This is a genomic window from Chitinophaga japonensis (genome assembly GCF_007830125.1).
In the GTDB taxonomy this organism is placed as follows: domain Bacteria; phylum Bacteroidota; class Bacteroidia; order Chitinophagales; family Chitinophagaceae; genus Chitinophaga; species Chitinophaga japonensis.
On the sequence record NZ_VLLG01000007.1, the window covers coordinates 259,739 to 285,579 of the forward strand.

Annotated in this window: 9 protein-coding genes; all 9 read right to left on the minus strand. The window is 51.3% G+C overall.

Annotated elements, in window-relative coordinates; all coding sequences use genetic code 11:
• Nucleotides 1-15: 15 nt before the first annotated feature.
• Complete coding sequence (locus LX66_RS26920) at nt 16-3,105, minus strand: non-ribosomal peptide synthetase (protein ID WP_145719304.1); 3,090 nt, start codon at nt 3,103-3,105, stop codon at nt 16-18.
• 146 nt (nt 3,106-3,251) lie between these two features.
• Nucleotides 3,252-4,295 (minus strand): HAD-IIIC family phosphatase, encoded by a 1,044-nt coding sequence (locus tag LX66_RS26925; RefSeq protein ID WP_145719305.1) that lies wholly within the window; start codon nt 4,293-4,295, stop codon nt 3,252-3,254.
• A 5-nt stretch (nt 4,296-4,300) separates the two neighbouring features.
• A complete protein-coding gene (locus LX66_RS26930) occupies nt 4,301-5,269 on the minus strand; it encodes a 3-oxoacyl-[acyl-carrier-protein] synthase III C-terminal domain-containing protein (RefSeq protein WP_145719307.1) in 969 nt (322 codons plus the stop codon).
• Between the two features lie 10 nt (nt 5,270-5,279).
• Complete coding sequence (locus LX66_RS26935; RefSeq protein ID WP_145719309.1) at nt 5,280-6,437, minus strand: acyl-CoA dehydrogenase family protein; 1,158 nt, start codon at nt 6,435-6,437, stop codon at nt 5,280-5,282.
• An 11-nt stretch (nt 6,438-6,448) separates the two neighbouring features.
• A complete protein-coding gene (locus LX66_RS26940; RefSeq protein ID WP_145719311.1) occupies nt 6,449-6,703 on the minus strand; it encodes an acyl carrier protein in 255 nt (84 codons plus the stop codon).
• A 22-nt stretch (nt 6,704-6,725) separates the two neighbouring features.
• Entirely contained in the window at nt 6,726-7,604 is an 879-nt protein-coding gene (locus LX66_RS26945) for a 3-hydroxyacyl-CoA dehydrogenase family protein (RefSeq protein WP_145719312.1), read from the minus strand.
• 18 nt (nt 7,605-7,622) lie between these two features.
• The gene (locus tag LX66_RS26950; RefSeq protein ID WP_145719314.1) at nt 7,623-12,992 is read right to left on the minus strand and encodes an SDR family NAD(P)-dependent oxidoreductase; all 5,370 of its coding nucleotides are present in this window, start codon (nt 12,990-12,992) and stop codon (nt 7,623-7,625) included.
• A 26-nt stretch (nt 12,993-13,018) separates the two neighbouring features.
• Nucleotides 13,019-16,192 (minus strand): non-ribosomal peptide synthetase, encoded by a 3,174-nt coding sequence (locus LX66_RS26955; protein WP_145719317.1) that lies wholly within the window; start codon nt 16,190-16,192, stop codon nt 13,019-13,021.
• A 19-nt stretch (nt 16,193-16,211) separates the two neighbouring features.
• Nucleotides 16,212-25,835, minus strand: a complete 9,624-nt coding sequence (locus tag LX66_RS26960; protein WP_145719319.1) for a non-ribosomal peptide synthetase — start codon at nt 25,833-25,835, stop codon at nt 16,212-16,214.
• Between the last annotated feature and the right edge of the window lie 6 nt (nt 25,836-25,841).

The window sequence follows — 25,841 nt, forward strand, 5'->3', positions numbered from 1 at the left end:
TGCAAGTATTAAGAATCAGACGTTTTCGAGTATGCTAACAAACATTTCCAGCAATGCCTGCATTTTCTCCTCGCACAGCCGCGGTGCGTATGCCAGTGAAAAAGCGGGGTTTCCGTTCTGCTCCTGTACGGAGAGGGTCATATCAAACAGCCTGGCAGCGGTTGCCAACCGGTCAGACAAACATATCAACGCACAGACCATATCCTCCGCCATCTCCTCATCGGCTGGGCGGATCAGGCCCCCGGCTTCAAAAACCAACTGCGGTGCCTCTCTTTGCGCAGCGGCGTACCGATACAACTGCTCTTTACTTTCCGCCTGCTGCACAGGCACTGACAGCCGTTTCAGCACACCTTGCCCTTCTTCCAGGTGCAGTGGCACCGCCCCTGCCCCTGCGCTATTTGCCAGCGCGTATGCAAACGCAGCCAGGTAAATATCCGTTTCGGCCACGCCACAGGCAGCAGCAACGGCCTTTACCCGGTGGCCTACGCCCTCATCCAACTGCACAAACAGGTCTGCCTGCCGGTCAACAGGGCCGGCTGCGTTAAAATAAGCCGCTGGCAGCTTCAGTGCCGTACCCGCCAGGCTGACCCCGGCCGTAGCACCGGCGCCATTAATATAGGCGGCCAACGAGGCAATGTCGATATAGGTAAACAGGTCTGTAATGGTCAATGCCGGGAAAAATTCGTTCAATGCTATATTTACCTGCACCAGCAGCAGGGAATTGCCGCCCAGCTCAAAAAAGCTGTCCGTTGTACTGATGTCTTCACGTTGTAAAACCGTTTGCCAGGCTTCAAGTATGATACGCTCTGTTTCATTTTCCGGCATCACCTGCCGGCGCCGGTGCTTTGTACCGCCGCCCGCCACCGCCGCCAGGAGCTGCTCCCGGTTCAGCTTTCCGTTCCCGTTTACCGGCATAGCGTCAACAGGAATAAGATCCGAAGGTATCATGTAATCCGGCAGGTGTGCCTTCAGATAGGTACTGATTGCTTCGCCGGTCGCTGCTCCTCCTTCATCATCCCTTAAAGTATAAAATGCCACCAGCTTTGCATGCTGGTCCACCCCTGCGCGTTGCAAAAGCACCACTGCCTCCCGGATGCCGGGAAACTGTTCCAGGCATTTAGCTATCTCTTCCGGCTCTACCCGGTATCCCCTGATCTTGGCCTGGTTGTCCTTACGGCCTTTCAGCTCAATGGCGCCATCTTCCAGGTAACGCCCGTAGTCACCTGTCCGGTAGAGTTTTCCTGTTACTGCCTCCTGTTTGGAAATAAATTGCTGTGCCGTAATATCCGGTTTGTTGAGGTATTCTCTTGCCACTCCCGGGCCACTGATGCAGATCTCTCCCCAGATGCCATCCGGCAATATATGCCGGTGCTCATCCAGTATCAGCACCTGGGTATTCAGCACCGGCTTGCCTATGACCGGGCGTGCTGAAAAAACGGGCAGCTCCTTATGGGTGATGGTATGGAAGATACAGCCCACGGTGCTTTCCGTGGGGCCATAGTGATTGATGAATACGGTATCCGGGTATTGCTCCATGAATGCAGCTATGTCTGCCGGCCTTATCATTTCCCCGCCCAGGAAAACCTTTTCCAGGAACAAGGATGCTCCTTTTGCAGTGCTACCGGCGTTCAACAGCAGATGAAACAGTGAAGGCGTTACTTTAATAAAGCTGATCCTTTCCTCTGCAAGATAGGCATACAGCTTTTCCGGCATCCTGCTGTAATCCTCTCCGGGAATATGCAGGGTGCCTCCCCAGGGAATAGTGCCCCAAATGGCGGTATAACCAAGATCGAATGCGTAGGAGGTGACCAGTACAGCGGCATGACCAGCCCCCAGGTTAAATTCCCGGTGCAGCCAGGCAGCATAGTTAGCCACTCCTTTATGATCGATCACCACTCCCTTGGGCTGGCCAGTGGTACCTGAAGTATACATGATATAGGCAGCATCCTCACCGGTTACCGTCACTTCCGGCGCCGGCGCCGGAGGCAGCATATCCTGCTGTATGTCAAAAGCAAACAATCTTCCTGTAAATGCTGTAAGCAGGGGCAGGTATTCAGTAGTGGTAAGCAGCATCCCCACACCAGCATCTTCCAGTATGTATTGTATCCTATTGGCAGGCCATGCCGGGTCAACCGGTACAAATACGGCTCCTGCTTTCAGTATACCTAAAATACCTGTTATGATCCACTCACTGCGGGGCACCAGCAACCCAACAGCCTGGCCTTTCTTCACCTGCCCTTCCCCGGCGAGGTAAGCCGCCAGCCGGTTACTATCCTCTTCTACTTTTGCATAAGTACAACTGCCTCCCCTGCTCTTCAGCGCAACGAGGTCCGGCTGCTTTGCCGCCTGTGCACGGAAAAAATCCAATACGGTATCCTTTCCCGCTGCTATTATGCCCGGCGTTTTAACCGGCGGCAGTGCATCGATTTCAGCTACCCGCCGGTCAAGCAAGGTACGGATGTTGGACAACAGGTGCAGGTACTGACGTATAAACTGCCGGCCAATCAGCAGGCCCTCCTTTATTCCGTTTACCTGTAGTTGCAGTTGGTATTTACCAGCATCTTCCCGTACAATGAGCTTTATCCGGGCTTTATCCGGCAGCACCGACTGCTCGTTCACCTTATCATGCAGGAAACCAAAATACTGTATACGGTCCGTGTCAATGCCTTTCTGCCCTGCCGCCTGCAGAAACGTATGGATATCGATGTTCCGCTTGTCTATTACAGCCAGTACTTCCTGCTGAAAATCCATGATGATCTGCTTCAGCGTTTTTTCTTCCCGTATAGTTGTTGTATAAAACAGCAAATGATCCTTAGCTGCAGGAGGAAACAATTTCAGATCAGGAGAGGTGACCAGGCAGTTGGCACCGAAATACCGGTACAGCAGATACGAATAAAGAGCAAAAAAAAGCGCGTACTCTGAAACATCGTTCCTGGCTACCCTGCGGACATCCTCCATTACTGGAGCTGTAATATCCAGTGACAACAGATGAGGGATTTCAGCAGGCTGCTCCAGGTAGCCGGTCAACCCATCTTCCTGTACAGTCACTTTTTTCATCCAGTATTCGAAAGACTGTTTCTGTAAAGCAGCATTTAATGGTTCCATAGATCCGGGTTTTGTGTGATTAAATTTTTTTTAAAGACAGGATGGCGGTATGCGGCTGCCGTGGCCCCCCTCCCTTGTGGAACAGGCCACAGAATGGGGGCGCTATGTTTCCATAGCATGTTGAGAGAGGGCCACGGCAAGCGCGGCTACCGGGGTATCAAATTCGTTGCTGTTAGCTGCAGGTAATCAGGAATAGCAGGAACCGTTACCCCATCGTGTATCAACTGTATGCCCCCGTTTTCCAGTTTGCCCGCCTCCTTAAAGCCGGCAAACTTATAAGTGATATACATCTGGCGGTTGCGGGAAGTAGGCAGGAAATCTGCGTATAGCTGCTTTTCATGGCGCATCGCCTCCCGGACAATATAGGCCAGGAGCACGGAACCTACGCCTCTTGACATAACCCTGCAGGACATTAGCAGCAGGTGTATGTTCCACCTGTCGCCAACTGTTTGCAGCATGGATACACCTATTTTCCCGTAAGACCCGTATTTGTCTGTCAGCTCGCATACCAGCACCTGGTAGCTTTGGTTCTGCAGTAGCTGTAACAGCTCATCATAAGTATAAGCGTAACCGGTAGCATTCAACTGGTTGGTACGCAGCGTCAGCTCTTCCACCCGCTGCAGGTCCTTTTCCTGCGCCCCGGCTATATTGAGCTGTAGTTGCAGTTGCTGCAGGAACGCCTGGTTATCTGTAAACTGCTCTTCTTCCTGTTTCCGCAATTCATCTGTCAGGTACATCAGCCGGCGCTTTGCAGATTCATCTGTAATAAAGCGGGGAATAAACCGTTCATCCTGCTGCATACCTGCTATAATATCCACATCAAAACAGTGCACTTCCTGGAGCACAGACTTTACCTCGTCGCGCTCAAACGGCTGATCATCTATGAAGGCAATGGCATCATAACCAATATTGAGCTGTTCTTTTATTCTCTGAATGGAGGCGGACTTTGCGCCCCAGTTCACCTGTGGTACCAGGAAATATTCCAGCAGGCCAAACGATTCCAGTTTATCCAGCGCATCTGCCGCATTATTCTTGCTGGCAATGGTATTGATAATCCCCCTTTCATCCAGCACCCTGATAGCATCCGCAATGCCATCTCTTAAACGGAGCTGGTCATTTTCAGAAAGGATGCCATGCCAGACCGTTTCATCAAGATCCCATACCACGCATTTTATGCATTTCTTTTCCATATTGTTTATGCTTTAATTAAGATGGAACTCCATACTGCCACAGGGCTGTTATTCATTAACAGGACATGCTCTCCCCGCTGTACTCCCCCTTCCCCCAGTGCCCTTGCGTAGTTGCAGATAATGTCCCCCGGGCCCAGGTGACCGAATTCCTGCAGGTTTTTCCTGCAAGCGCCGGCTATACGAATACCCAGGGCTTCTTCATAATAATTATATGCACGCATGGATAAATTCTGCATCATAAAATGGCTGATGTCCGTTTTTGACAGGTCGTTTGCTGACAGTATTCCATTATTTAGCTTTACAAACTCGTTCCTGCTTTCAATAGCCAGCTCAAAGGCATAAGAGCGGACGCTGGTGCATTCTTCCCTGTACTCCAGGAAATTCTTGTTCTTATAGTCTACCTGGAACAGGTTCCAGTACCGGCCGTTTGTTTTTATTTTAATATCAATGATCTGGTTTCTGTCAGTGCGGGATAACAATACCGCCATTCCCCCGTCGCCGTTAATGGTAACCGGGTACCTGAAGCGGCTGGGCGCATAGGGCTTGCTGCCATAACAGATCAAGGCGTGATTGGCGGCAGCATTGCTTTGCAGGTAAACCTGCGCCAACTGCATGGCCATGGAAATATCTGCGCAGCCCAGGTCGGATACGGAAAAGAACACTGCATTACGGGCCTGCAGATCGTATTGCAGCCTGCCTGCCTGGGAGCTTACGAGGTATTCCGGCAACCGGCTATGGATGTACACAATAAGACTGATCTCTTCAGCCGGCACTGCAGCTTTTTCCAGCACTTTTGCGGCGGCCTGTTTTGCCAGGTCGTAGGCGCTATGGTCCGCCGCATTGTATATGCTGGCAATGCCGGAACTGGCAAAATACACGTACTCTTCCTCTTTCAGCATGCTTTGTTCCAGCAGGCCGGCCACGGGTAACTTCTCTCCCGTAATCACTGTAGCTATTTCATTGATACCGATCATAAGCGCTTGTTTAGTCTTCTATAATAGACGCCAGGTCAGCAAAACCATGGTCGCTGATCAGCAACTGCTGCATTTCCGTTGATCCTTCGATAATCTCCATGATCTTCGCATCCCGGAAGCACCGTTGTACAGCGCTGTCTTCGCTGCATCCCAGCGCTCCCAGCACCTGCACGGCCTCCCTGGCGGCACGGTTGGCTGCAGCCGCTGCATAATACTTGGCAAGGGAGGTTTGTATCAGCGCATTGGCCTGCTTTTCCTTTCTCAGTAGGGCGGCATTGTAGCACAGCATTCCGGTTGCCTTCGCATCCGCTATCATATCAGTGATCTTCAACTTAATCAACTGGTGGTCCTTGAGATAATTGCCAAATTGCCGGCGGCGGGAGGCATGTTCCATACTATGCTGCAAGCAACATTTCAGAATGCCCAGGCTACCGAGCGCAACGCTGTACCGACCATTATCCAGCGCAGTGTTCACAATGGAAATAAAGCCGAAACCTTCTCTGCCCAGCAGGGCATCCGCTTCCACTTCACAATCTGTGAATGTTACATGCGCGATCATGGAGGCCCGGGTGCCCAGCATTCCCTGTACTGGCGTCACCTCCACTCCGGGGTTATCCCTGTTAACGAGAAAAGCGGATATCTTTTCCTTATTCCGGGCAAATACCAGGTATACATCCGCTACCTGTCCGAAAGTCGTCCACCTTTTGCGGCCATTCAGTACAAACCTGTCACCTTGCTGCATATAGGTAGCAGCCACGGACCGGGCGTCAGATCCTGCTTCCGGTTCCGTGAGACAGAAAGCAGCAATTTTTTTCCCACTGGCCAGCAGCGGCAGCCAGTATGCCTGCTGCGCACTACCTGCCCACCTGGCAATTGTTTCTGCCACCAGTGCCAGGTGCACGGTTAGCAGGCTGCGCGCAGAGGAGCAGGCCCTGCCTATCTCCTCATACATCAGGCCGGCCGTTACCTGGTCCCATCCGCGGCCCCCGTATTCCTGTGGAATAGTAGCGCCCAGGAAGCCTTCCGCAGCCATCTTCTCCAGGAGAGCAGCCGGGAATACCTGCTCCCGGTCATATTGTTCGGCTACGGGCGTTATCTCGCTTTCGGCAAACTTTCTGAAAGCCATTCTTTGCTGCCTGTAATGTATATCCTGTTCAATGCGTACCATATTCCCGTTGCTTAAGCAGTAGTGATTACATTGAGCTTGCGCTGTATAAAGCCCGTAATATTGTTGACAGTATTGAAATTGGATATTTCCAGGTCGTCATTCTCCACCCGGATGGAAAACTTTGTTTCCATAAAGGTGATCAACTGCATGGCAAAGAGAGAGTTTACAATGCCCAACTCAAAAATATCGTCCGCATCTGTAAATGCTTTCCCCTGATTGATGCTTTGCAATAAATATGCTCTTACTTTTTCTTTAATATCGTTCATAGCTGATGTTTGACAGGTGATGTTAATTAATGCTATAATCATAGAATCCCTTGCCGCTCTTACGGCCCAGTATGCCGGCATCCACCATGCGCTTCAGCAATATGCAGGGCCTGTACTTCGAATCGCTGAAATTGCTATATACCACATTCATAGCCTGTAAAATGGTATCCAGCCCTATCAGGTCGGCTGTTTGCAGGGGGCCCATGGTATGAGAAAGGCATTCCCTGAATATGCGGTCAATATCGCCGGCAGTGGCTACCCCTTCATGTATGCAGTAGATAGCTTCATTGATATAGGCCAGCATTACGCGGTTGCTGATAAATCCAGGGGAATCATTCACAACAATGCCATGCATCTTCATACCTGCTAAAAATCCTGTTGCTGCTGCAATTACCGAATCGCTGTTAAACAGACCTCTTACCATTTCCACTGCAGGCATCATATGAACCGGGTTGGAGAAGTGCAGGCCTATTACCCGCTCGGGGTTTTCCAGGCATGCAGCCAGTTTGGTGATAGACACGCAGGATGTATTGACACCTACGATCACATCATTGCCGATAATGCTGGAAATACGCTTAAAAATATCCAGTTTGGTGGTTTCCAGCTCTGTGGCATTTTCAATAATGAAAGTACAGTCTCCCAGATCGGCCCAGTCAGTAGTATACCGGATATTATCCAGTAGCCGGCTGCAGGTGCCTTCCGGCGATTTCTGCTGCCGCTGCATCATAGTATCAAACCTGCTTAGCTGCTCTATCTTAGGTCTGGCCTGCGCCAGCACCTCTTCCGATATGTCCAGCAACGTTACCTGATGCCCGAACTTGGCACACTGAAAGGCTACGCCCTGTCCCATAATGCCGGCGCCGATAATGCCTACATGGTAGTGTTGATAATTATTACCCATGATATTTTTTTTGAAGAATCAGAAGTTAAAGTCGAATACTATTTTATTTTTTGCTGTATCTGAAGTGACTGATATGTCCAGGCTGAGATCCCCCACTTTGATGGCAGGGTCCTGAATACATTGTTCTATCAGGGATTGGAAACGTCTTGACAGCAGCAGGATCGTATCTTCCCTAAAAAGGGATTTCTTATACAGGAATCCAACCTGCAGTCCGTCCGTTATTTCGGTAACATGCAGCCAGATGTCGGCCTTTGCCTTATTAAAACCAGTGGCGTATTCTTCTATTTCAAATTCCAGCCCCTCATCTTCTGAGGATGCATGGCGGGTATTCCAGGTAAATCCTGTTTCAAAAACGTGGGTGCTGTTATGCAGATTCAGGTCGTTCACAAGCAGGTCAAAAGGATAGGCCTGATAGCGGTAGTCCCTGAATACCTGGTCCCGTACTTCATCCAACAGTACGTTAAACGGCTTATCCCTGTCAATCTGTGTGCGGAGCAATAACGTGTTGAGGTAATTTCCTACCTGGTTTTCCAGTTCGGCATGCTCCCGTCCGCCTACGGGGGTGCCAACCACTATATCCGTACTGTCTGCATATGCGGACAGAAGTACCTGGAAAATCAGCAGCGTATTGATAAACAGCGTACTGTTGTTTCCCAGTGACTTCAACCGGGCCATTGTTGATGCCGGTAAAAAGAACGCCGTATAGCCTGCTTCGTAGTTTTCCTGCAATGGGCGGGGATAATCGAAGTGCTTTTCCAGTAAAAGAGGCTGCATGCCAGCCAGCCGCTCCTTCCAGTATGCTTTGTGCTGATCAAAATAACCGCTTCGTATGCGTTCATTCTGCCATGCAGCATAGTCCTTGTAGTGGATCTGCAAGGGAGGCATGGGCGGCTCCTGCTGCAGCAATGCGGCTTTATAGCACTGTAGCACCTCTTGACGCAATATTTCCATGGAACGGCCATCTGACGAGATGTGGTGCAGCATAATCATAAACAGGCAGGATGTTTCCTCCTCGCGGTATAAATGCGCGCGTATAACCGGTCCCTTTTCAAGATCGAAAGCAATGCCCGCATCCGACCTGATCTGATCCGCCGCCAGCTTCGCTGCGTCCGGCCGGCCGCAAAAATCATGCACCTGCAAGACAAATCCGGTTTCAGACAGCGGCACCACTTTTTGCATCGGCACTCCCTGCTGTAAAGTAAAAACTGTTCTCAGGCTTTCATGCCTTTCGACGAAAGCGCTTAGCGCCTTCTCCAGCACGCTGATATCCAGCTTTCCTTTCAGCCGGTAGGCAGCGGGTACGTTATAAGCTTCCCTGCCCGCTTCATGTTGATGCAATAACCAGAACCGCAACTGTGCGTGAGACAGCTCCGCATATTCGCCTTCAGCAATACGGGGAATGGCCGCCTGCGTTACTGCCGCCTGCGCACCCTTTATTTCGTCAATACGCGCTGCTATACCTGCCAATGTGCTGCTCCGAAGCAGCTCCTCTATCGGAAGGGCCACATTCATCTGCTGCTCAATACGATTCAGCATCCTTATAATATTCAATGAATGCCCGCCCAGATCGTAGAAATCATCTTCCAGCCTAACATGCTCCAGCTTCAACACGTCATGCCAGATCTCCGCCAGCTCTATCTGGGTGGGAGTATAGGTGGCGGCTGCTTCCGCCAGAAAATTCCTGAATTTCTGTTCAGGCGTTTCTTCCTCACCCTGCAGCTTTCCAACAGCACCTACTTTGAAATAGGGATTGATCATGAAATTCCTGAAATCCGCCTTTATCACGATAAACCGCTCCTCCTGCTGCTCCAGCGCCTGGAAGAAGGCGCTGATACCGTCTGCCGTCGTAATCGGTTCCAGGTAGGCATGACGTTCCCTCACCTCTTCCGCGGAGCGCATCAATGTTTTGCGATAGGAAAGCCCGGTTTCCTTCCAGTCCGGCCAGTTGATACTGATAAAGTTGCGCCCCTTCATGCGCCAGTATGCAGCAAAGGCATCCTGGAATATATTGGCGGCGGAATAGTCGGCGCTGTTGCTTGCCGGCACTAATGCCCCGATAGAAGAAAATACAACGAAAAATCCGGGATCCATAGAGCGGGTATGTTGTTCCAGCAGCAGGGAGCCCTGCACCTTCGGTGCTAAAGTGAGCCTTGCGTCCGCTGCCTCCCGCTTTTCTATGGCAATGCCACTGCTGCCTATACCTGCACTGTGTATCACACCGGACAGATGCGTAAAACGATCTTTTATGCGCCTGAACAATACCTGCATCTCTGCTTCATTGCTCACATCTGCCCTATAATAATGCACTGCGGCCCCTAATTGCTCCAGCAACTGCATCTGCTGCAGCACATCCTGCTCTGGCCTTCTGCCAATAATAAGCAAAGTGACTTTTCCCCGGGAGGCCAGCGCCCTGGACACTTCGAACCCAATGCCGCTGTGGCCGCCCGTAATGAGGTATACTCCTTCCCGGTCCGGTTGATAATGGTTTTGCTGTAAACGCGCTTCCGGTATGCGGTTCAACTCCTGCACGTAACGTACACCATTGCGGTATGCTGTAAAGCGGATGGCCTCATCTCCTGATAGCTCGTCCCATAACAGCTCCGCTGCAAACTGGGGTGGCGTGTGCAAGCCATCCAGGTCCACGCAGGTTGTTTTCAGGGTATAATATTCTGCCAGAACTGCTTTGATCATGCCGGAGGTTAATGCCGCCAATGGAGATAGCAGGCGGTCCTCCGGCACTACGCTGTGCACATTGGCAGTCAGTACAGCCAGGTTAAAGTTCGGCTTCGTAAAGTATTTTGAAAATGTTTTGCAAGCGTGGAATAACCCATAGAAGACCTGCTGCAGGCTATCTGCCGGCCCCTGTAAGGCAATGGCGTCCGGTTTGAAGTAGCCGCCCAGGTAGATAATACCGTCCAGTGTTCCATAAAGCGCACGCACGCTGTTTTCCAGGAGGTGGAAGTCCCGCTCTGCAAGGTAATTAATGCGAAACAATGTATCTGACACCATTTCAAAGCCGCTGCCCGGAGATATGCATACACACCTGTTGCCGGCTTTTTCTAACAGGCCGGTCAATGCCGGCGCCACACCTTCCTGATCCGTAAACACCAGCAGGACCTGTCCCGTAAGAGGCCGGCGATACGCCTCTTTTGCAGCAGCAGCCGTCCAGCAAAGGTCATAGTACCAGTCCTTTACCGATTCTTTTGACTGCCAGGTAGGCTCTGTAAACCAGCAACGTGTTTTTTCAAAGGGGTAAACGGGACATTCCACCTTACGATATGCCTTACCTGCATAATGCTGGTCCCAGTCTACAGCAATGCCTTCCTGGTATAGCCCTGCAAATAGGGTCAGCAGGCTATCCTGCCCCTCTACAGGCGGGTGGTGGAATATGCTACCTGCCGCAATTCCCATTGCGGGCGCCCACTCCTGCAGCATGCCGGCCAGGGCGCCGTCATTACCCAGCTCCAGGAATACCGGGGCTTTCTTTTCCTGCAGTTCCTTTACAATTTCCCGGAATTTATCTTTGTCTGGAGAGGGGCCGGCTGCATGGCCCTTCAGCAATGCCGCCACCTCATGCAACGGCAGCTCTCCTTTTATAACCCTTGATGTAAGCCTGCCAATACCCGTACCTATCACCACCGGCAGCCTGACGCCCCATGCCTGTAACTGCCGGTACATGGCATACTGGGCAGCAAACACCAGCATATTATCCTCAGGCCTGTTGCCGGGAAAACCCGGACACAAGCCGTTAAACACTTCTGCAAACACGGGATACCCGCATGCGTACCGCGATAAAACGACTGGATACAGCCCGCCGTTGCCTAACAGCAACACCACTTCCCGTGCAACTGTCGCTTCCTTTACAGCTTTGCCGCCTTCGGCATATGCATCCAACTGCTGTAATAATGCTTCCTTGCTGTTGCTGCTGAAGCAGATCCTGTAATTGTAATCAGACCGTCCCCTGTTAAGGGTATACAAAGCATTGGCCCAGGAACCGTTTATGCCCGCCAGGAAGCGGCGGATATTGCGGGTATAGACCTGTAGCGCTGCAGGCGACTTTGCAGCTACTTTCAACAGGTAGTGGCCAGGCGCCTCCTGCGTTCCGGGTGCGGGATCTTCATATTCCTCCAATACAACATGGGCATTGGTGCCGCTTAATCCAAAAGCGCTCACGCCACAGCGCCGGGGGGCCTCTCTAACCTCCCACTCCTGCAGGGAAGTATTAACATATGCAGCCGTATGCTCAAAATCTATGTAAGGGTTCGGGTCTTTAAAATGCAGCGAAGGGAAGAGCTGCCGGTGCTTCAACGACAGGACAGCCTTAATGATACCGGCAATGCCGGCGCCACTGCCCAGGTGGCCTATATTGCTTTTCACGGCGCTGACCGCACAGCTTTTACCGCTTACTGCATGCGCATTGAAGGCTTCAGTGATAGCGCTAAACTCAATAGGGTCGCCCAACTTGGTGCCGGTGCCGTGCGCTTCAATATACCCAATGGATGACGGTGGCACACCGGCGTTCTTCCAGGCCTGCTGAATAACTGCAGCCTGGGCCTGCGGGCTGGGCGCCATAATGCCGTTGGAACGGCTGCCGTTGTGACAAGCGGCGCCTCCCTTGATGACGGCATGTACCATATCACGGTCCCTAATCGCATCTTCCAGCCGTTTCATTAAAACCAACCCGCCTCCTTCACCCGGCACTACACCATCGGCACCTGCATCAAAAGCCTTGCAGCGGGCGTCCGTGCTGTAAGTACCCAGGTGCCCCTGGTCGGTTAGTTTCATCAGGTTGATGTTAATACCCAGTCCTCCGGCAATGGCATAATCCACCTCTCCCTTTACCAGCTTATCATAAGCTTCTGTAACGGCTATCAATGATGAAGCACAGGCGGCATCTATCATCATGGTAGGGCCGTGCAGGTCCAGCCAGTTGGAGATACGCCCATAGATCATGGATCCAAGGGTACCCATAAAAATAGAGGGATTATCATCATAGTTAGCCAACAGGTAATATTGAATCGCCGCCCAGGTGCGGGAAGCAAGATAGACCGCGGTAGCGGAACCACGCAGGTCTTCCAGCCGGTAACCTGCATGCTCAATAACCTTTACTGCCAGCTCAAGAAATATGCGTTGCGACGGCTCCATCATTTCCGCCTCGCTCTTGGGTATTTTAAAGAACTTGTGATCAAAGGTATCGATCCTCTCCAGGTAAGCAAACGGCCGGTAGGCCATGGACATATCCAGGCTGGAGGACCCCAGGCGGGTATCAGACAGCGGACGAACGCTATCCCGGCCATTTTTCAGGTTCTCATAAAATGCATCAAGATCATCTGCTTCGGGGAATACGCCGCTCATACCAATAATGGCAACATCTTTCTTAACAGGCATTATTAAATTTTTTGCGATTAAAGGAATTATATTTCAAATCCTGAAACGGCTGCTTCCGGTTCTTCCTTTCCAAGGAAGCGGATAATGGAGGCAATGGTATTGTACCGGAACAGGTCCGTGAGGGTTACTTCTCCAGGGAATATTTTTGAAAGCTCTCTCAGCATCAGTATCAGCTTCAGCGAATTGCCTCCCAGGTCAAAAAAGTTGTCCTGAATGCCAATCCTGTCCACACAGAGGATATCTTTCCACAACTGTGCAATTTTCTTTTCCAGGTCTTTTTCCGGTGCTACAAATGTTGCAGCGCCGGTCCTTTCCAGGGGCAGCTCCATTAATGCCTTCCTGTCTGTTTTACCGTTTGGCGTTAAAGGAATCGCACTCACCGGCACAAACCAGGCAGGTATCATATAAGACGGCAGGTGCTGTGCCAGGAACTCCTGCAGCCTGCTTTTCTCAACAGGGCCATCAGCGCTGAAATAGGCTGCCAGTCCGCCTGCAGTTCCCTTCGGGATATACAGCACGGCCACCTCCTTTATCCCGGGATAAGTGATCAGCACATTCCTGATCTCCTCCGGCTCCACCCGGTATCCCCTGATCTTTACCTGGAAATCCATTCTGCCAAGAAACTGTATATCACCGTTCAATATGTAACGTCCTATGTCACCAGTCTTGTAAAGCCGTTTACCCGGCTCCTGGGGGTGTGGTATAAATTTCTCCCGGTTCAGCGCCGCTCCATTCATGTATCCTATGGCCAGGCCTTTACCAGCCACGCATATTTCCCCGGTAGCGCCATAGGGCAATACCCGGCCATATTCGTCCAATATAAATATTTCATTGCCCGTTACCGGTTTGCCTATAACCGGACATTGCCTGAAAGCAGGCAGGCTTTCTGCGGTTATTCTTTTGGAAGCCGTGCCTATAGTGGTTTCTGTAGGGCCGTAATGGTTCACAAATGTTATACCGGGGTTCAGGGAGCAATACCTTTCCATATCTTCCGGGCGTGGCTCTTCGCCGCCCAGCGCTACCAGCTTTAATCTCAGCTTTGCCGCCATGTTTTCGAACCCCGGCTCATGTACCAGCAGGTTGAAGTGCGAAGGCGTGAGCTTTATAAAAGTAACTGCCTTCTCTAACAGCAAGGTGCAAAGGTGGGCCGTATCCAGTAACTGCGTTTCTTCCAGGAGATGTACCTGCCCGCCGCTTAACAATACCGGCCATAAGTTGGTGAATCCAAGATCAAACGCAATGGAAGAGAATAGCACCGAACTGTCTTCCGGGCCTATATTGTACACGGCGCTGAACCAACGACTGTAATTCAGCAAGGCGGCATGAGGCACCAGCACGCCTTTGGGGCGGCCCGTGGAACCGGAGGTGTAAATAAGGTATGCCGGCGCAACAGGGGATATCTGCACCTGCGGATCAGATACACATTCCTCTATCTCCCCGATGCCATCATCAAGCGCCCAATGCCGGGTAACCGCCGCTATGGCAGGCAAAACGGCTCCCTGCGTTATCAGCACCCTGGCTCCGCTATCCTGTAGAATAAACTTCACCCTTTCTTCGGGGGCTGCCATGTCCAGCGGCAAAAATGCAGCGCCTGCTTTCAATATGCCCATTATCACCTGGATCATACTGATGGACCGGGGCACCTGGAAAGCCACTATCTCTCCCGGTTTTACGCCCAACCTGCGGATGAGGTGGTGCGCGTATACATTGGCTCTTTCATTCAGCTCCGCATAGGTCACCTGTTTATGCTGGTATCCCACTGCCGGGCGATCAGCCATCTTCTCCAGCAAGGACTCAAAATAAGCCGGGATCGACACAGGTTCCGTTTCATCCTCTATCACAATCTCCGGCGCATACATGTTATTCACCATATGCGCATATTCTGCTTTTGTGCAGGTGCGGATGTCGGACAACCTTGGGTTTCCGCCTGCCAGCAATTGCTGCAATATATGCACCAACCGCTCCCCTATCAGTTCCGCCTGCCGGTTTTCCAATACAGCGGGATCATAGTACAGGTCCAGGCGAAGGCCTCCGGCTGCCCCGGTATCGCAGCAAAACAGCTTTAACCGGCAAGGTTCCGTATGTACGTATATATGGTCCAGGGCTCCTTTTACGTGGATAGTTTTCTGCGGCAATAACGCATGGTACTCAAAAAGCAGATCGAATGCACCTGCCCCCTGCCAACGCTGTTCGCCGGGAATATTGAAATAATGATCCTGCCAGGCCCGGGTGGTCGCTGTTTCTTCCATCACCTGTTGCAGTACCTGCTCTATCCTATCATCCTTTGCAACAGCAGCTTTAAAGGGAAGCGCCTTGGCCAGCAACCCGTTTATCCCGGTAAATGCATCATAATGCCGGCCATTTTCCAGGCAACCGATAATGAAATCGCCGGCATAGTCCATGTAATCTGCCAGCAATACTATCCATGCAGCTTTCAGCAATGCCTCTGCAGTTACCTCTTTTGAAACGCAGTACTGCTGTATGGCCTGCTGTAAGGCAGGAGCAATCTCCATTGATAGCACCGCCGGCACAGCAACAGTAGCCGTATGCTTTGCAGGCTCCTTGTTAATGCAGAATGGCAGGCGGGAATAACATTCCTGCTTGTTTCTTCTTTCCAGCCAGCACCGCTCCGCTTCCTCGTTACTTTCATCCATCAGTTCCTGCTGCCATTGGGAAAATTGTACATAAGGGTATACTTCATCGTCTTCTGCAGCGGGCATGCCTTCCATGCCTGCCAACAGGTTGCTAACGATATTAGTGATCACGCCAACATCGCCTGAAAGGGCATCCACCTTTATCATCAGGATGCATTCCCCCGGTCTTGTTTTGACAATCAGTATCTCTGTCAGCATATCCTCCCTGTGCAGGTCGCCGGCCTGCAGCGAATTAAACAGATTATCTGCAATGACAGCCTGTACGTCAAATTCTTCCAGGGAAATGTCCATTTCACGTATGCTATAGCATTTCTCCCATCCCGGCACCTGGAATGGATACTGCATCTGCGCAGCCTGCTTATACCTTGTATGGAATATTTCATGGGCTTCCACCTGGCTTTCCAGCAAGGACCTGATGCCCGGAACGTCTGTAACGCCTGTGAAACGGAAGGATGCTACTGTACACAGGCGGTGCCCGGCTGCCTGCAGACGCCATATCCTTTTCTGTAGCGGAGACAGCTCAAAGCCTTTTACGTTATTTTCCATGTTAACTGGGTTTGGAAACTTATGAAAGCGGGTTTAACATAGATACATACAGCTTCCTGTTGCCACTGAAAGCATTACGACCATGCGACATCAGCATGTTGTCCAGCAACAGGATATCGCCCGGCTGCCAGGCAAACTGCTGCTTGCATTTTTCATATGCCTGCTGCAGCTCCTCCAGCACATGCTTTTCAATAGGCGAACCGTCACCGTAGCAGGTATTGAATGGCAGATCGTACTCGTTCCTTGACAGTTGCAAGATGCTGTCAGGCAGGGTAAAGGCATTAAAGAACAGGCCATGATTAAACCATATCGGCACCTGGGTTACAGGATGCAGGCGTATGGCCGGCCTCTCCCAGCTTATACTCAGATGATCTGCATTGATCCATGTGTAATCAATGTTATTATCATTACAGTGCCTTTCTACGGCGCCCGGATCATTGGTCTGGTAAACATCCTGCCATGACAATCCCATTCCCCGTTTCAGGTTCCTGATATAGCGGACACCTTTCTCCCGGAATTTGCGCACTGTTTCAGGAGACAATACTTCCAACATTTTTCTCGCATCTGCAATAGGTGTTTCCCCCCCCTGCTCAGCAGCCTCCATGCAAAAGAACAGGATGTATTGCGGCCAGGTGTGGGAGTAGGAGAGTTCATTGTGCATATGTATCACCTGGTCTGCCGGGTGCTCCGTTGAAGTATACAGCTTGTCCTGTACCTGTTTCCTCGGGGAGGATTGATCCTTGTAGTACATTTTCTGTTCCCCGAGCGCGTCGCAGCACCGCTCAAAGTCCTCCAGGGTTTTCACTTTAAAGCCCCGGAAAAGCAGCGCCCCGTATTGCTGCAGTTGCTGCTTCACCGCGCCATTTCGTTCCCTCATCCATTGCACCAGGTCCACATCCTGCATAGCAGGCTTTAACAGCAGCGGGTAAGGACGGTTGCCTTCCATCTGCTCTTCTGTAACAATGGTGGCTGCCTCCAGCCTGATTTCCTTTTTCCTGGCGCTGAAGAACTTTTCAATGTTCCTTGCTTTTGTATGATCCTGCGTTTTCATATCCGCTTGCTTTTTTGCATGATGCAATTGTTCCAGCAACCAACCGACGCTTACCTGGTGATTACCGGCTATCATTACTGCTATTGCCTTAAGGTCCTTTACCAAACCTTCAATCGTAGCCGGCCTGTATAATTGCTTGTCATAAGTAACAGAGCAACCGATGCCGTCTTCCATTTCCCAGGCATGCAGCCATAGATCCGTTTTTACCTTCCTGAAGTGGTTGTTGTATTCCGTAATATTTAACTGTTCTATAATTTCAACAGCTTCCCCGTTTTCCATGCCGTCCATATTCTGCAGGGTAAACCCGATGTCAAAAAGCGGGGCCCTTCCGGGTTGCCGTTTATACCGGATATCCTGCAGCAGTTGCTCAAAAGGATAGCGCTTGTATTGCTGAGCAGCCAGCACGGTTTTACCGGCATGCTCCAGCAATGCGCCAATGGTTTCCTCATCCCTGATATGCAGACGTAATGGCAGCGCATTCAGGTAAAGTCCCAACTGGTTTTCCAGCTCCACGTAATCCCTTCCCGAAACCGGGCTGCCCGTTACAACATCATGCTGCCCGGTTACATGCCGGATCAACAGGTTGTAAATGCATAACAATACGGCATATAAGGTGGTATGATGTTCCTTTCCCAATTTTAGCAGGCTTTCCTGCACATTGCGGTCCAGTGTAAAGAACACTTTTTCCGCGTCCATGCTCCTCTGTTCCGCTCTTTCCCCATCTACCGGCAACTGCAGCACAGTATTATAATCACTGAACTGTGAGATCCAGTAATCCCGGTGCTCCCGGATGGTGCCTTCATCCATCTGGCTGTTGAGCATGGCAGCATAATCCTTAAACTGTATCCTGAGCGGCGGCAACGCTGCCGCGCCGGTTTGCCAGTAGCTACGATAAAAATGCAACAGGTCATTGACCATTACAGTATGAGACCAACCATCCGAGATGATGTGATGGATATTGATCAGCAGCAGGAATTCCTCTGGTCCCAGCAGCAGCAATTTTGCGCGAAACAGGGGGCCTGCCTCCAGGTTAAAGGGTACCTGCGCGTCTGCTGCTGCCATTTCTGCTGCCAGGGTTTCCTTACCGGCGGCTGCCGTAAGGTCCACCACTTCCAGCCGCTGCGGCCAGGCATCTGCCGGGTGTATCTTCTGGAGCACTTTTTGGTCTACTATGTGAAAAGTAGTACGGAGTATTTCATGGCGGGCAACCAGGGCTTCAAAGGCATAGGCCATAGCCTCTGTGTCCAGCGCACCGGTTACCCGGTAAGCTGCAGGCATGTTATAGATCAACTGCTGCCCGTCCAGATGGTGCATGGTCCACATCTGCCTCTGCGCAGGCGTCACTGCGTAGTACTCTGCGGCTTCAGCAGCGGGTATTTCCTCATAATAACACAGGCGGTTGCTGGCGGTAATCTCCCTGGCCAGGGATTCAATAGTGGGATACAGGAAAATATTACGCAACTCCAGGTTAATGCCCAGATCCTTGTAGATTCTTGAGATCACCCGGGTTGCTTTGAGGGAGTGCCCCCCTATATCAAAAAAATTCTCATTAACCCCTATTTCACCTTCGCGGCCCAGCACATCAGCCCATATCCTGCAAAGCTTTTGTTCCAGCCGGTTACGCGGCGCCTGCTGCCAGCTCCGGTTAGCTACCGGGCTCAGTTGCAGCAGCGCCTTTCTGTCCAGTTTGCCATTGGCGGTTAAAGGCAGGTTATCCAGGCAATACAAGTGGGCGGGCACCATATATTCCGGCAGTTTAGCCTGCAGCAACAGCTTCAGGTCCTGCGGCTGTAATGACGCGGTTACAGTATAATACGCCACCAGCATATTTGCGCCGTCTGCATCGCGCTGGGCAATCACTGCAGCCTGCATTACCTGGTTCAGCTCCAGCAACTGGCTTTCTATTTCGCCCAGCTCCACCCGGTATCCCCTTATTTTCACCTGGAAATCGTTGCGCCCGTTAAAGGCAATCTGGCCTTCCCGGTTCCAGCTTACTACATCACCGGTATTGAACATCGTATTTCCCGGGATGAAAGGATCCGGCACAAACCGTTCCCTGTCCAGCTCCGGCCGGTTAATATATCCTGCGGCTACTCCTGCCCCTCCAATATGCAGGATACCCTGCACTCCGTCCGGCACCAGTTGTCCATATTCGTCCAGCACGTAGTAGGTAACATTGCTGATAGCCTTTCCAATGGGGGTAATACCGCTTTGCGGCAGATGATCAGGTCCGGCTTCAAAGAAGGATGCTTCTATCGTTGTTTCCGTAGTGCCGTAACAGTTCATAATACGCATATGGCGGCCATACCTGTCATAGATCTTCCTGAATTCATTTGCAGGGCAACTGTCCGAGCCCAGTATCAGCAAACGGAGAAAATCAACACTCAGGTCGTTCTCATATACGTAATCCATAAACGGTACAATAAGCGAGGGCGTACTGTCCAGCACATTCACGCCGGATTGTGACAGCAGTGCGTATAGCCTGGGCGGGTCAATAGCAACTTCATTCCGGCATAACACCAGCCTGCCTCCCAGGAACAACGTGCGGCAGATATCCGCGAAGAACACATCAAAGGCAATGCTGGCGGTTTGCAGCAGGCAGGGGCTAAATTCTCCCAGCCCGTAATCATCACGATAGGACAATACCAGGTTATTCAATCCCCGGTACCGGATCATTACGCCTTTGGGCAAGCCGGTAGTGCCAGATGTGTAAATAATGTAAGCTAACTGTGCTGCTGAGTCGGGCTGCCTGTACCAGGCCGGCGCCTGTGACCGGTTATATTGTTGCAGTATGGATTTTCCAAACTGGGATTTGCACCGGCTACCGCCGGCCGGTTCCGCCTGCTCTTTGTCAATGGCAACAAGGCAATCAAAACGGAACCGGGTAAGTTCATTGGCAATCGTACCGGTTTTGTCTGAATGGATAACGTCCGTTATCTCCGGGTAATCAAAACGGAGATCATCGAAGAATACCCTGCTGAGAAACAGCTCATAGGACCAGTCTGTCTTGGTAAAGTATTCCTGCTCTCTGTTTGCCGCCTTAAAAGCTATAAGATCATCTATAAGCGCCTGCTTCCGGTCCTGATCCTGAATATCCCCAAAAAATATGATACCCTTACTTTTCAGCATTGGTATGCATTTGCTGATTACCTGGCGGAGATAGTTATGTCCATGGAAACTTTGTACCACGCTGTTGATGATAATCACATCAAAACCACCCCAGTGCAGCGTATCTATTTCATGGGCAGCCGCCCGTTGCAGCGTAATATTCGTGAAGCCTCTCCTGCGGGCCTCTGTACGTGTTTTCTGAATGATCTTTTCCGACAGGTCAACACCGAAGTATTGTCCTGCAAAGGGTGCTACCTTAAACATACTGATACCTGAGGAGCAGCCAATTTCCAGTACTTTAGTATTTTCATCCAGGTAAGGGCGCAGTTTCAGCAGCACATTCTCCGCATACTCGTCCATCTCCTCCCTGCTCAGCTCCTGCCCGGTATAGCTGGAAGTCCAGCCGCCGCCGGAAATATCGTCATGTGAATTTTCACCTACATAATCCCATACCTCCTGTTCATTTTTCACTTCATCCCACTCATGCGCTACCTGGTATACATCGTCCGTATCCATGCAAAGAAAAGCTTTCAGCGCTTTACACTCCCATTGCAGCTTGTTCAGCATATGCAGGTACTTTTTACCTGAGAGGATCAGGGAGGCGCCCGCATCGTTCACTACAAACTGTATCCTGGCATGCGGATGTGATGGATCCAGCGGCAGGCATACAGCGCCGGCCTTCATGATACCCAGTACGGCTGTTATCATTTCAGGGCATTTATCCATCAGTACAGCTACCACCGGCTGCTTGTCCGCAAACTGGTCCGCCTGTTCCCTGATAAAACCGGCTATCTTTTCCGCTTCCAGGTCCAATTGCCTGTAGGTAAGCGTTTCTTCCCCCAATGCCACAGCCAGGGCATCCGGCTGCTCCTGCAGGTAATAGTCAAAATGTTCCAGCACATGCGGGCAGTGCTTTTCCGGTGCATACCGGTACACGCCCCCACGCTCCAGGATACGTTGCTGCTCCGCTACATTCAACAGCGGCAGCTCACATAACGGCCGGTCGGGATTGCTGGTTGCTTCCTGTATAAAATAATGCAGGTGCTGCCAAAGTGATTGCACGGTTGCAGGCAAGAACAGGTCTGTATTGTATTCTATAAAACCACCCAGCCCTGCTTCCATCTCGGCAAAATCTATGCACAGGTCAAACTGGCTGGTTTTCATTTCAAATATTTCTTCCGCTACATTTACTTCCGGGTCTATTTCCTTTTCACCGAACTGGTAATTTTTCAACTGCACCATTACATCATACAGGGGAGATCGGCTCATGTCGCGGTCCAGGTTCAAGTCATCTACCAGCCGGTCAAAAGGATACTGTTGATGCTCCAGCCCCTGCAGCATGCCTGTCTTTACCGCTTCCAGCAATGCTGTAAATGAATGTTGCCCGGAGAAACGGGTACGTACCGGCAAACTGTTCACATAAAACCCTATCTGGTCTTCCAGGTCCAGGTGTTCTCTCCCGGCATTGGGTACGCCGATAATGATGTCCGTTTGTCCGGTATACCGGTAAAGAAAACCTTTTACCGCTGCCAGCAGGACCATAAACAGGGACGCATCCGCTTGCTGTGCAAGCACCACCAGGCTGTCGCGCAACGGCTGTTCAATAGCGATGCTCATTTTACGGCCGTTATAACTTTTTATGCGCGGCCGGGGAAAGTCCAGCGGCAGGTTCAATACCGGAATATCGCCTGAGAACTGGCTCCACCAGTATTGCTGGTGTTCCTCAATGGCCTTGCTGGCCAGCAATTTGTTTTGCCAGGCTGCAAAATCCTTGTAATGTATCTTTAAAGGCGGCAACTGAACATTTTCCCCCGCTACATTTGCATTATATAGCTGCAGCACGTCATTTACAAATACCTGTAACGACCAACCATCGGAAATAATATGATGCATGTTGTAAATGAACAGGTAGCGGTTGTCTTCCAACTGTACCAGTTTAGTCCGAATCAGCGGTCCCTGTTCGAGATCGAAAGGCGTATCCGCTTCTTCCTGCAAATATTTGCGGGCTGTTGCCTGCTTGTCGCCGGATGCCCTTTCATCTACATACTGCATCCCGAACCCACCGGCCTCATATGCATTGATCACCTGTCGCGGTGATCCCTCCACAATCCGAAAAGTAGTTCTCAGGCTTTCATGCCGCATGATCAGCGCCTGTACAGCCTGCTCCAGTGCAGAACGGTCAATATTCTCCAGCACATAATTGCCCAGCATATTATAAGCCAGGGATATTTCCTCGAACTTGCACAATACCCATATTCTTTTCTGGGCATGAGAAAGCTCGTAGTCCGGCTGAGCAGGCAAAGGGACAATTTTCTCAAAGGCGGTCCTGTCCTGCTCCCTTATACATTCCGCCAGGCCTGCTACGGTCAGCGCTTCAAACAGGTGCCTGATCTCCAGCTTTACATTCAGCTCTTTGGACAGCCGGGAGATAATGCGTATGCCCTTTATGGAGTGACCGCCCAGGTCAAAAAAATTGTCATAGACACCGACCTTTTCCTTTTGCAGCACTTCTTTCCAGATGTTGACAATGCTCGCTTCCAGCTCATTGCGCGGGGCTACATATTCCACCTGCTGTTTTAAGGCTGCTTTCCGGGGGTCTGGTAATTCCCGGCGGTCTATTTTTCCATTGGGTGTAAGCGGCAGCGAGAGCATGCTCACGTAATAGGCCGGAATGCTCCAGGCAGGCAACTGCTTTTTGAGAAATTCATCCAAGGCAGTCTTGTCAATTTTTATAGCGGGCACGAAATAGGCGCACAGATATTTATCGCCCTGCTCATCCGTACCAGCCACTACCACCACTTCTCGTATACCGGGAAACTGCCGGAGACGGGTTTCCACTTCACCGGTCTCTACACGGTATCCACGTATTTTTACCTGGAAGTCCGAGCGCCCGATAAATTCAATGTCGCCTGAGGGCAACAAACGTCCCAGGTCGCCGGTACGATACAAGCGCTCCCCGGGCTGCACGGGGTCTGCAACGAATTTCTGCGCTGTCAGTTGCGCATTATTCAGGTAGCCGATAGCTACTCCCTTTCCTGCAATACATATCTCGCCAATCGCCCCCACAGGCACCTGCATCCCGGTGCCTTCCTGCAACAGGCGCACCTGGTTGCTCCCCAGGGAACGGCCTATAACAGGACGACGGCTAAAATCATTCCACTCATTGTAAACAATCGTTTTGGCAATGGCGCCAATAGTAGCTTCCGTAGGACCGTAATGATTCACAAAAGTGACCTCCGGCCGGGAGGCAAAATATTTTTCGAGCTGTTGCACCCTGATCTCCTCTCCTCCCAGCAGGATCAGCCGCAGCTTGTAAGCCTGCACATGCTCCTCAAAATCTGCGGCATTTACCAGCAGGTCAAAGTGTGAGGGCGTCAGCTTGATGAAAGTAATGGCATACCTGATCAGTGCTTGTATTAATTCATCCGGTTCCGGCACCTGCCTTTCAGGAAGCAGATACAAGGCTGCCCCTGACAACAAACTGCCCCAAAGCGCAGTATAGCCGAGATCAAACGCTACGGATGAAAAGAGCAGGGTAGCATCCCCAACGCCGATCTTATGGGTGCCGCTAAACCAGCCCACATAATGCAGTAAGGACTGATGGGATACCAGCACTCCCTTAGGCTGCCCGGTGGAACCCGAGGTATAAATAAGGTAAAGAGGATCAGTCGCATTGATCTCCACAGGATCAATTGTTTCACTGAAGGTCTGCAATACCTGTAGGTCCTCATCCAATCTTAGCAGGGGGGTAGCGGCAGTAACATGCGTGCTTTCGCCTGTTATCAGCACACGAGCCTTACTATCTGCCAACATGAACTGCGTTCTTTCTTCCGGGAATGCCGTATCTATCGGCAGGTACACTCCACCGGCCCTGGTAATGCCCAGGATAGCCACGATAAGCGAGGGAGAACGCTCCATGCAGACTGCCACCCTGTCTCCTTTTGCTATACCATACCGCTGCTGCAACAGGTTAGCCAGCCGGCTGGCATAACCGTCCAGCATGGCATAGCTCAAGCTACCCTTGTCCCAGCCAACGGCTACAGCACCGGCATTCATTTTTGCCGTCATGCTAAAATGCGCAGCAACGTTTGTTGCAGCCAACACCGGCATTTTCTGCGGACAGTTGGCAGCGGCTATGATCTCCTTATCCCCTTTACCTAAGGAGGATATGTCTTTCAGCGCTGCAGAGGGTGTAGCAGCATATTGCTGTAAAAATGCGACAATCTGCTGTAACAGCAGTTCCGCTTCTGCCAGGGTCATATGCCGGTTGCTGAAAGCGGCCTGTATGCCCAGCTCACCGTTGGCATGCACGCCACACAACTTGAAACTGAAACAGGTTTCAGCGCTTTCCCAACTATGCAGCAACAGTCCGTTTTCAGACTGCAGGGGAAAAGGCAGCCATTCAAAGCCAACCTGAAAACGGGCGCTGCCTGCAGAGGCATAGTCATTGTTATCATATCCAAATGTGCAGTACTCCTCCCAGCTACTCACCTGGTTAATGGCCTGCGCAACATTTTCAAGCAATGTAGCGCATAACATATCTCCTTCCATTTCCACATACAGCGGTAATGTTTTCCCCACCGGCCCCAGGGTGGCCTTCAGCTCTTCATAGGCACGATCATTATTGACATAACCTATTACCAGCGCATCTTCCCGCGTATGCCCGTAAAAATTTCCGTACAGCGCGGACAGTAGTATTTCACGTATGCAATGGCCGCTTTTTTCTGCCAGCATTTCCAACTGCCTGGTAAGGCCGGCGCCCAGCGGCAGCAGCGGGGTATGCGCAATATCCCCAGAGGCGGTATTATCAGGCGCCTTTCCATAGAAAGCCTTGCCCAGCAAATGCTCAAAGCGATACTGGCTCCAGAATTCCTCTGCTTCCCCGACTGGCGTCTCCGCCAGGCTGTTCTGCCATTCAGCGAACTGGGTGTAAGGGATTGGCTCCTCCTCTGCGTTACCTTCCGCTACCAGCCCCTTTACTGCCCCATCATAAAGAGTGCACAACTCCTGTAAAAGGCGGCCTGCAGAATAACTGTCCATCACAATCGCCTCCGCCAGGAAATGGATCATGTAAACGCCGGCCGGCGTACGGGTAAGCACAAATGCGGTAGCGCCACACTGCCCCTGCTCCGCCTTTTGCCTGGCTTTCCCCGCAAACTGGGCGGCCGCTTTAGCCTTACTGTCTTCCGGCCCGGTACCAGCAGGCAACAAAAGCTCCAGCAGCAGATCTTCCGGGGGCTGGAGCGCTACCTGCAGAGGGAACAGGGCATCGTCCCTTTCAGGAAATACAGTGCTAAGCACAGGATGCGCATCATAAAGCATTGCAATAGCATGTTGCAGGGCGTCTTTATCAAACACGCCTGTGATAGCGATGGCTATATGATGGTACGGCATGCGGCCGGTTTCCTTAAACAAGGACCAGCAACGTCTTTGCTGCGGTGACATGCGTACACCATCTACCTGTTGAGCTACATCTGAGATCATCTTGAA

Excerpts from the sequence above, each read along its gene's own strand:
- LX66_RS26920 (WP_145719304.1), bottom strand. The coding sequence starts at position 3,105 with ATGGAACCATTAAATGCTGCTTTACAGAAACAGTCTTTCGAATACTGG.
- LX66_RS26925 (WP_145719305.1), bottom strand. The coding sequence starts at position 4,295 with ATGGAAAAGAAATGCATAAAATGCGTGGTATGGGATCTTGATGAAACG.
- LX66_RS26930 (WP_145719307.1), bottom strand. The coding sequence starts at position 5,269 with ATGATCGGTATCAATGAAATAGCTACAGTGATTACGGGAGAGAAGTTA.
- LX66_RS26935 (WP_145719309.1), bottom strand. The coding sequence starts at position 6,437 with ATGGTACGCATTGAACAGGATATACATTACAGGCAGCAAAGAATGGCT.
- LX66_RS26940 (WP_145719311.1), bottom strand. The coding sequence starts at position 6,703 with ATGAACGATATTAAAGAAAAAGTAAGAGCATATTTATTGCAAAGCATC.
- LX66_RS26945 (WP_145719312.1), bottom strand. The coding sequence starts at position 7,604 with ATGGGTAATAATTATCAACACTACCATGTAGGCATTATCGGCGCCGGC.
- LX66_RS26950 (WP_145719314.1), bottom strand. The coding sequence starts at position 12,992 with ATGCCTGTTAAGAAAGATGTTGCCATTATTGGTATGAGCGGCGTATTC.
- LX66_RS26955 (WP_145719317.1), bottom strand. The coding sequence starts at position 16,192 with ATGGAAAATAACGTAAAAGGCTTTGAGCTGTCTCCGCTACAGAAAAGG.
- LX66_RS26960 (WP_145719319.1), bottom strand. The coding sequence starts at position 25,835 with ATGATCTCAGATGTAGCTCAACAGGTAGATGGTGTACGCATGTCACCG.